At 58.6% G+C, this 8,924-nt stretch carries 8 protein-coding genes and 1 pseudogene; 5 read left to right on the top strand and 4 right to left on the bottom strand.

Going from position 1 to position 8,924, the window contains the following annotated elements; all coding sequences use genetic code 11:
• Nucleotides 1–204: 204 nt before the first annotated feature.
• From OXU42_09850 to OXU42_09835, 4 genes are all read right to left on the bottom strand, one after another.
• A complete protein-coding gene (locus OXU42_09850) occupies nt 205–1,065 on the bottom strand; it encodes an MBL fold metallo-hydrolase (GenBank protein MDE0029687.1) in 861 nt (286 codons plus the stop codon).
• A 370-nt stretch (nt 1,066–1,435) separates the two neighbouring features.
• A complete protein-coding gene (locus tag OXU42_09845) occupies nt 1,436–2,212 on the bottom strand; it encodes a hypothetical protein (GenBank protein MDE0029686.1) in 777 nt (258 codons plus the stop codon).
• A 221-nt stretch (nt 2,213–2,433) separates the two neighbouring features.
• Nucleotides 2,434–3,270 (bottom strand): hypothetical protein, encoded by an 837-nt coding sequence (locus tag OXU42_09840; GenBank protein MDE0029685.1) that lies wholly within the window; start codon nt 3,268–3,270, stop codon nt 2,434–2,436.
• 462 nt (nt 3,271–3,732) lie between these two features.
• Nucleotides 3,733–4,050 (bottom strand): tyrosine-type recombinase/integrase, encoded by a 318-nt coding sequence (locus OXU42_09835; protein MDE0029684.1) that lies wholly within the window; start codon nt 4,048–4,050, stop codon nt 3,733–3,735.
• A 4-nt stretch (nt 4,051–4,054) separates the two neighbouring features.
• On the opposite strand from OXU42_09835, the gene OXU42_09830 reads away from it, so the two are divergent.
• The 5 genes and pseudogenes from OXU42_09830 (at nt 4,055) to OXU42_09810 (ending at nt 8,608) form a co-directional block, all read left to right on the top strand.
• Nucleotides 4,055–4,285, top strand: a complete 231-nt coding sequence (locus tag OXU42_09830; protein MDE0029683.1) for a hypothetical protein — start codon at nt 4,055–4,057, stop codon at nt 4,283–4,285.
• A 504-nt stretch (nt 4,286–4,789) separates the two neighbouring features.
• Nucleotides 4,790–5,230 carry a hypothetical protein gene (locus OXU42_09825; protein ID MDE0029682.1) on the top strand — a complete coding sequence of 147 codons (441 nt, stop codon included), beginning with the start codon at nt 4,790–4,792 and terminating at the stop codon, nt 5,228–5,230.
• Between the two features lie 339 nt (nt 5,231–5,569).
• Nucleotides 5,570–6,220, top strand: coding sequence for an NYN domain-containing protein (locus OXU42_09820; GenBank protein ID MDE0029681.1), 651 nt, complete (start codon nt 5,570–5,572; stop codon nt 6,218–6,220).
• Nucleotides 6,221–6,980: 760 nt separating this feature from the next.
• A complete protein-coding gene (locus OXU42_09815) occupies nt 6,981–8,243 on the top strand; it encodes a hypothetical protein (protein MDE0029680.1) in 1,263 nt (420 codons plus the stop codon).
• A 43-nt stretch (nt 8,244–8,286) separates the two neighbouring features.
• Nucleotides 8,287–8,608, top strand: a pseudogene (locus tag OXU42_09810) (hypothetical protein).
• Nucleotides 8,609–8,924: the final 316 nt, after the last annotated feature.

The raw sequence follows: 8,924 nt of genomic DNA, 5'->3' as shown, positions 1-8,924 counted from the left end.
GGCATCTGTGCGGGAACGGGACGGTCTACCCGATGTAGACCGGAGCGGCTGACCGAAGAGGACACGACCGGGCCAGGCATGCGGCCGCGGCCCCTGGAGTGTCCGCGGTGTCCTTGTCCCATGCCGGTCGGATGGGAGATGGGGACGTAGAGGGCTTGCGGTCAGTCCCCAAGCCCCTCGCTTGCAGTCGAACGGACGGTGCGCTCAGTTTCCCCGTCGTTGCAGTACGACGCGGGCGTAGACCCCTTCGATGTTGAGCTTGCGCCAATCGGCGTAGGAACCCCAATCCTTGTACTGGTCGAGGGTGATCGACGCCTTCATTTGCTCCAGGCTCTGCCCCGCGCGCGCGGCGGCCACGACGGCGTTGTACAGGTCCTCGTGGTACCGGCGATGATCGCGGACGTCCCGCTTCATGCCCATGGCCCCGTGACCGGGCGCCAGGATGTCGAAGTCGAGCTCCTCGACACGCCGCAACGAGTCGATCCAGTCAGGGTAGTAGGAATCGGAGAGGTTGCGGAAGGGCAGGCGCTTGACCGACACGAAGTCGACGGCGAAAAGAGTGCGCTCGTCCGGGAACAGCATGACGATCGAGTTGTCCGAGTGGTTGCGCCCCGTGTAGATGAGTTCGACCCGCTTGCCTCCCAGCTCCACCGTCATGCGGTCCGAGAACGTGATGTCGGGCACGGCGGTCGGGCGGCGTTCGGCGATGATCACGGCTTTCGCTTTCTCGTGGGCGATTACCGTCGCGGTGTCCGCGAAGACCTCGCCGCCGGCGCTGTGGTCGCGGTGATCGTGGCTGAGGATCAGGTACTTGATGGGCCGGTCGAACCGCTTGGCGATCTCGGCCTTGAGCCATCTGGCCGCCTCCGCGTTGATGGGATCCGTGACGATCACGCCGTCCGGCGTCACCAGGAAGACGGAGTAATGGAAGTTGTTCTGGAAGCGGTAGAGATCGCCGGTGATCTGGGTGATGGCGCGCTTGGCCTGGGCGTGGAGCACGCCGGGCGCCAACAGCGTCCCGATCAGGCACATAAGGGCGAAAATCCGCAATACGGCTGATTTCATGACGTCCTCCCTGTCCTTTGGCCGGTCCCTGATCTTCTGCCGTGCCGGCTGAGTTCCATGACGGGTCCTCGCGTCATGAACTTGTAACGGTTCTCCCAGAATATTCGCCACCGGGACGACTGTCAAGATCGCCCAGGGCGGCCTGATCGTCGCCGCCGTCAAACTTCTCTAGCCCCGCGCGTCTACGCAAGAAGAGGCATCAAGGTTCGAGATTCCGTTGCGTGAAGCGACACGGATGCGCCGGGTTGTGAGTCCTGGCATCAGCGTTGGTGCCGCAGAGAGCTGCTCAAAGCAATAACCGAGGGAGGCACCCTGCACTTTCGCGTGGTTGCCCCGTCCGAGATCGAAACACAGAACTCCTGACTCCGAATCAGATAGAGCCAGGGAGCGGGACCATCCGAGTACGAGGCTCATGCGCCACTGTTCCATCCTTGTCGGTAATCGGTTCCGTGAAATGTTCAAAGGCCGCGTGGGTAACTTGGTGCAGAGTGCAGCGGCTTTCTTCGCGGAATAGCTGGAGTTCAAACTGGAAGAAGTGCTCATAGCCTCGAACATCGAAGCATTGTAGAGAGAAACGGACTGGCGCGGCGGTTGACCCAGTAGGGATGCCGTGAATCACCACCGTGCCCTGATCCCCATTCTTGAGAGTTGACGCGAAGCGACAGTCTACTTGGGGCAATTCTGCAGCATGTTGCGTTTTGACCTTATGCGCGGCTCCACCAAGATTTATCATGATGGCCTCGCATGTCTCCTTTCCTATAACGATTTCAACGAGTTCGAACTTCGGAGAACTCTCATGTAGTTGGTGCAACTTCTCGGCTTCCTGATTCGTTCGCGTTATCTGGACAAGTTCTTCCGTTGCTTCCGCATGCCTTTCGGATTGCGCCACAAGATGGGCCGTTTCCTGCACTTGGCGCCGCAGCTCTTCTTGCTGCAACTCGATTTCTTTCCCATGCTGGAAGTACCCGATCACCAGCCAGAGTAGTGCGGGGGGTGCTGCGATGCCAGACAGGAAATCGCCCCACTGATTGGGGTCCATGGACCGAAAGTGCCCACCAGCCTCGTAAAACAGAATCGCCGTCGGCACCAGAACCCACAGCCCCGTAAGCACCAATCCCAAAACAACTGGCCACTTTCGTTTGCGCATCTTCACCTCCGCGGCGTTCAGCCCCATCTGATCCGTTCCCACAACTTCACTATCGCAGGCCTAAGTGTCCCTGCCGCGGAAGGAAGATCGCGTTCGAATTGGCCCCTGGTGGACCAATATGCTGGAGCGCTGTCGTAAAGATGTGAGGACACGGTCGTGAAACTATAACGAAAGCCCAGGAGGGAAGTTCCAAAAGCACGCGAAGCGGTAGGCACTCTCACTCACTTAGGTATCTCCTTGAACGGACCATTGGCAGACAGGATACAAAGCTTTACGATTCGTCTAGCGCGGTAAGTTACGTCTGCTACTATCGTCAGGTACTCGCGTCTCGCAGCCGCTTCCAGATAGATATTGGACAGTTCAGAGAAATCAGGGTCGACGATCTCTGCCGAGATAAACCTGCCCGGTTCTTCTGGATCTTCTATCCTGAGCCTGCGGTCGTGGTGTGAAAACCCATCGACTCGAACCGTCATTGCATCCTGGCCTGTGTAGATTCTACTCTCGCGGCGTATCTCCCTCGCCAGCGACTCGTCAATTATCTCCCTATCCGTTGTACCCCTAAACTCAGAAAGGCCAATTCCGCTACAGGACCGCCCCACGGGGGACACTGCGTCTCGGGCGAAGGAACGCAGTCGTTCTATATCCATGTTTTCAATAGCACGCGTTATCGCCAGGGCTTCCCTGTGCCGGTTTCTCTCTACGAGTCGAAGAAACTCCAGGAATCTGTCGAAACGGACCGCGGCTTCGTTATCGCGGCCAGCGACCCTGTTCAAAACCCACATGACCCAGCTTGACAGAACGCTTCGCGTTTCCTCTTGAATCAGAGCAAATAGACCCAGGACTTCCCCAACGTGCATTACGGTTTCGAGTTCAATTGAACCCGGTTGTGCTCCAGTCACTCGAATTGCGAAAGGGGACTGCTCTCGCCCCCTCGGAAACCTCCCGTTCTCAACCCCGAAGAGTCCAACAGACACGATCCTCTCTATGCCCAGGAGGGATTCGCCCAGGTGGCGAAGATCTATGCCGCTTCCGGGATCCCAGTCGTAGTGTATAGCCAAGCGTTGACTCATGACCTCACCAATCGGATGGACTCGTACTCCTCTTGTCCTTCGTATGTGAAACTGGTCAGGTCGAAAATGACATCCGAGCGCCCGAAAACGGGACGGTGGCTGGTTGCGGCATCATGTCTCTGTGTGTTCACCAGACGTGAAGGAGCCGTTCCCCCTGGGCGGCTCTCATCGTTTCAGGGAATGGTATCTGGGACTTGCCGCACCGTCAAGATGCGAGGTGGTCCCACGTTGGCGACAAACCTGGACCTACCTCAGAGGTGTTTGTACGCTGTCCAACGTGTGGATTGATACCGGAGGCGTGATTGCGTCGGCCCTTTTACGCGCCTTGGGCATCGGAAGCGAAGCGGCGGCTGCGCGGTGCCTTGACCCCGGTGGGAGCAAAGGCCATCCATCCATACGAAATCCTGAAGATCCGATTAGCCTGTCTCCGGGGTTGCGATTGAACTGCCATCACCCCGCGATGTCAGCGATCCTGCTTGCAATGCGGTTGGCGGCGGACTTGATGGGACCGTTGGCGAGATGGGCGTACCTGGCGGTTGTCTGGACCTTGTTGTGACCGAGCAGCTTCCCAATCATGTGCAGACCCTCGCCGACCAACAAGCCGCCGCTGGCGACGGAATGCCGCAGGTCGTGGATGCGCAGGTTCTTGATGCCCGTGCGCTCCAGGATGAGGCGCCACGGTCCGTGCAGGAAGGCTAGATGGGTTCCACGTTTCAAGGCGGGAATCACCCAAGGTCTGTCCTCCCTACGCTGTATGCCGCGCAGCACCGCAATGGCGGGATCGCCCAGATGCACGATCCTCGCTCTGGTCTTTGAATCGCGCAACCGCAGTTCGCCCCGGTTCGCCTTGTTGCGCGGGGCACCCGGCCTGTTCGTTGGCGCGTCCGCGCACGCTCAGAAGCCGACCTTGATCGCCCTGGAGGTGAAAGTGACGGTGGGCCGTGTTGCCGGTATGGGCGGCAAGAAGCTCACGGACCAGGTGAGTGTTCGGCGGTTGCAATGATGCCGGGCCCACAACGGCAAAGACTTGCTCGGCGGTCGGCCTTTGGGTAGGACATGCCTCGATAGCTTAGCCATCAGACACACGTTGCGCTGACATCTCGTTATGGTCGGAACCCGCATCCACGTTGACGCGATCACTTCGCCGGTCGAAGCACTGGAAGGCTATCTTCGGAGCGGTGGTACAACTATTGTCCAAGCCGCATTCGAGCACTCCTACTTCGTCCACCCGGATAGTGTTCGCCAGAGAACGCCGTACTTTCCAGGCCGGGCTCGTACTAGCCGAGAGCACCATCCAAAGCTAGACAAGGGCGCCTACAGCACTTGGAACGGACAGAGTGTCAAACTGGGCGACAACTCGAAAGCCCAACAAGCCTGGACGAAGTATACAGGATGCCCTCTGAAAAGTGGCTCCGGGTACGGTGTTCGCCACGTCTGGGGTCATCCTTGGGATCCCGAGTACTTCACGGCCGGCTGGAAACTCTGCTATATGCCCTTCTGGGCGGGTATGCTGACGGAACAGCAGCACCCCTATCACGAACTGGAAGAGGCCGTTCGCCAAGCCGCATGGGATCTCTTCTTCCGCAACGATCCGGTGTGTACCCCACCGGATTGCGTCACCGATCCCGGACGCGACCTCGAAACGATCCTTCGCGGGCAACCCATACGGATACTGGATAGGCGAACGATCCACGCCGGCGGCCGCGCGGTGCCCTACAATGCCTCCGGCGAGGACACCGACGCCCGTATACGCGAGATCAGGAGGACGTCCGGGCAGAGCTGGTCGAACCTCTTGAAGGCCGTGCTATCGCTCCAGGGACAACCGCACGAGCCTTTCGGAACCCGCAAAGTCCAGGCAACTGCCAAAAGCACGCTTCGACGCATCCAGCGCGAGACGGGACTGGATTTGGCCGCCCTCAAAAGGCGGTTGACGGAAATGCCGCGCTAGATCCCCGGCTTATTCACGGGGAAATGATCACCACACATCGCCCGGAGCTTCTAGGGAAAGCCGAGTGGATACACGGCGCCACTCCGGTCGCTCGCGCCCTCCCGCCTAGGTGGCGACCATGCTGTGCGAGGACACCGTCGCGGTAAATTTTCGCTGGAGTCTCCCTCCATCAAGGGCGTCTCTGACTTCCGCGTGCCGGGTTGCAAAACCGGCCGTCAGGGCGTATATTGCAATGCAATACAACCCATCGGACCACCGCCCGAACCGGGAGATACGGGGTCCGATCATCGTGACCCCAGGGACGCCTCGTGCGTCCCTGTATTTTTTGTTCAGCGCGACATGTCCGATAACGATCCGATACAGGGCGGACGCCACCGTGTCAGGGTGTTCGTCGACTTCTGGAACTATACGCTCTTGATGAGGGAAACCGACGAGGCGTTCCGCACGGATTGGATGAAACTTGGGCCGGTGCTGTCGCACGCCGCGGCCGCGGTAGTCGACGCGGCCGCGACGGCCGAGTATCAGGGACTGAATTTCTACGGCTCTCACGACCCGGCGCGGTATTCGGACCGGAAACTCCACCGATGGGCAACTACAGTGGTGGACACGTTTCCCGGAGTGAGCGTATCCATAGTGCCGCGGCAGAAGAAACGTTCGCCGCCGGCATGCCCCGTCTGCCATGAGGCTGTAGCACAATGCCCCGCCTGCGGCGCCGACATGCGCGGGACCGAGGAGAAAGGCGTGGATGTCCGCATGGCGACCGATATGATCAGCCTCGCCTGGGCCGACAACTATGACATCGCCGTGCTGGTTTCATCCGACCGTGACTTTGTGCCGGTGGCGGAGTTTCTCGACACCAGGGGCATCAAGGTGATCCACGGGGCATTTCCGCCGAAGGGCGCGCAGTTGACCGCGCGATGCTGGGGAAGCATCGACGTCGCCCGTCTGCGGGAGCAGTTTCGTTTCGCTCGGCCGGAGCGCAAAGCTTGAAGGCGTGACCAGTTCCTCTGTTGGGCGCACAAGGAGAACTGGGTCTTCAGGATTTCGTGTGGGTGGCGTAGCCTCTGCTCACACCGAGTCACGGCGCTACGCGCCTCCTCCGCTTCGCTTCGGCCCTTCGGGTGACTCGGTGCTCGCGCCGGCTGAACGGCACCTATGGCCGGAAGCGGGCTTCCGGCCAGCGTTCTCCGGCGAGTGAGCCAAGTCGGGTCCTTTCGCAGCCGTGAAGGCACCCGGGGCAGGTCTGTGCCGGGGTCAAAGACGGCTAAAGCGGGGCCAGCACCACCCCTCGGCGGAAGCGCTACCCACACGGAATCCGGAAGCGCCCGAGAACTTTGTGACGAGCCCGGCGAAGGGTTGGAGGTCTCCCGTATGGGCCACTGGAGAATTGGGAGGGTTGACCTGTTTGTGCTGGCGTCGACGGCGGGCTGGGCGACGCCCTCAAGCCTTCGGATCTGATCTGCCCCGCTACCGACTTCGCCCGCCGAGACGATTTCAGGGATTCTGGAGCATCCCAACTTTCCCCCATGCGTGCGAACTTCCACACCCGGATGCTCGCCGACAGTTACGGCAATTTCTAGGTGCTGCCCCGTGTCAGTCCGAACCCCGATATGGCTCGTCTTTCGCATCACAACGGCTACCACTGTCCGGCACACTCGGACCTGGAGAACACGGGTGAACGCGAAACGCCTTCGTCCAAGTAGACCGAGGTGCGGATACGCGTAGTGTTGTGCCGAAGGAAAATTCAAGAATGGGTAAACGAAAGAAAGACCACTTGGCTGAAGGACAACAGAGGCTAGCGTGGTTGCGCCAATTAACCGATGAGGCCATCGCCGCACGCGCGAAGGAGATGGAGTTTCACGGTCTTGAAGAGGAGCTGCGTAGCCTGCAACGAGCGCTACAGGACAGCTACGAACGCTCAAAAGCGATCAAGCATCCACGCGACAAGGGCGATCAGCGTGAGGAGATACTGAGGCACTTCTTCACCAGCCACGGCTTGTTGCCGAAGAGCATACACGTTCCATCCACCAGCACGCGAATGGTGTCTCCGTCAGGACACATAAGTCCAGAGCTTGATATTCTCTTTACCAATGCGACCGATTCAATAGTATTGAAACGATTCAAGAACACATTGGAATACTATCCTGTAGAATCCGTGCTTGGAACGATACAGGTAAAGTCGAGACTCACGAAAAAGGAGCTTAGGAGCGGTTTGACCCATATCCAACATTTCAAGAGCATTAGGCCAACGCGTCCAATAAGGCGGCAAATGGGAAGTTTCACTATGGAGGCAGGCCTAAATCGACGATTCGGTGTTGTGTTTTCCTATGAGCGCGCTCTACGGTGGGAGCAGATGGTCGAAATAATTGAAGAGCACTTGGCGGAATGCCCTAACGGCCTTTGGCCAAACATGGTCGTCGTTCTGGATGCTGGATGTTTCTTTATCGGCGATAACAAGCGTTACGCGTGGGATCAGAAGGTACTCGAGGACATATCCGATCCTATAGTCCACGGTGTGCCGGACAATACCGGGCATTGCCTGCAACAGTTCTATTCCATTCTGATTTGGCTGCTCAGAAATGCCGATGCCGGACTGCCCAACACGGATGATTACCTGCGCATGCCCATGGTGGTGGGAGAGCACTCCATTGAATTTGTATTTGGCGCCGTGTCAGAATTTTCAGAATGTGCGCGTCATGGCCGGTATTTGAAGAAGTTTACGCTCGAAAAGGTGAACCGAATATTGAATGCCACTCGGGATTGCGAACCAATCAATTGCCTCAAGGCCCTTGATCTCGCAGCGGGTAAACCCGGCACAGACATCAAGACCTATGAAAGGCAACCCGGTGACACTACTGTTTATGATCCGGACGCCCTTGGTTTCGAAAATTTGTTGCTGAGCCATCAAGGCTACATCACATATGAACAGGTCGTCATCGACGGTCGCCGGTACTGGCTGCCTTGGCACTACGTTGCCGCCCACGAATTGATTGAGCCCTGTCCAAGCTGTTGAACTCTCAGCCTGCCGAGCAAGACCTCATCGTTTCGTTGCGCAGGACCGTCGACTCGGGATCAAGCGCCCGCGGAATGAGCTTCGTCGCCTACACGACATCCGCCTCTCGCTGGACACCATCCACAGTGGTCGGCGTGTTTTCCGCGCAAAACCGCCGTTTCGACGCTGACCTTCGTCGATCAGGTCGTCGAGGAATACCGTCTCCCATTCAACATATCCAGACAGACCGGGATCAGGAGTTCTTCGCCAATCGGATACAGGACCGCGTTCAGCAGTGGAGCATCAAGTTCCGGCCCATCCGGCCGCGTGCTCCAGACCTCAACGGAAAGATCGAAAGGGTGCGACGCGCCGCTCTCGAAGAGTATTGCCGGCCGTCGATTTTGGGGGGCCCGGAGCCCGAAGACAGCCTCGGTGGCCTTCCGCCGATTGACCGTGTTTGTGACCTTCTTCGCCAAGCTCCCACTGGCGAGGAAATTGCTGTCGCTTACGATTCCAATCGCGAGTTCATCTTGCCGCGGAACGACTAGCCCCCGGCTCGGTCGCGTTGAACCGATGTGTAGGTAGACGACACAAATGAGGGACACGGGTGGGCCGGGCTATGAGTTATGAGTGTATTCGTTCGTTGAAGCTTTCAATTACCCACATCATTGATTTGCAAGGTGGCGCCAAGGGCGATGTCGT

Source organism: Deltaproteobacteria bacterium (genome assembly GCA_028818775.1).
In the GTDB taxonomy this organism is placed as follows: domain Bacteria; phylum Desulfobacterota; class Binatia; order UBA9968; family JAJDTQ01; genus JAJDTQ01.
Note: the sequence above shows the minus strand (reverse complement) of the source record. Positions and strands in the feature narration are given on the sequence as shown.

Excerpts from the sequence above, each read along its gene's own strand:
- OXU42_09850 (MDE0029687.1), bottom strand. The coding sequence starts at position 1,065 with ATGAAATCAGCCGTATTGCGGATTTTCGCCCTTATGTGCCTGATCGGG.
- OXU42_09845 (MDE0029686.1), bottom strand. The coding sequence starts at position 2,212 with ATGCGCAAACGAAAGTGGCCAGTTGTTTTGGGATTGGTGCTTACGGGG.
- OXU42_09830 (MDE0029683.1), top strand. The coding sequence starts at position 4,055 with ATGGCGGGATCGCCCAGATGCACGATCCTCGCTCTGGTCTTTGAATCG.
- OXU42_09825 (MDE0029682.1), top strand. The coding sequence starts at position 4,790 with ATGCTGACGGAACAGCAGCACCCCTATCACGAACTGGAAGAGGCCGTT.
- OXU42_09820 (MDE0029681.1), top strand. The coding sequence starts at position 5,570 with ATGTCCGATAACGATCCGATACAGGGCGGACGCCACCGTGTCAGGGTG.
- OXU42_09815 (MDE0029680.1), top strand. The coding sequence starts at position 6,981 with ATGGGTAAACGAAAGAAAGACCACTTGGCTGAAGGACAACAGAGGCTA.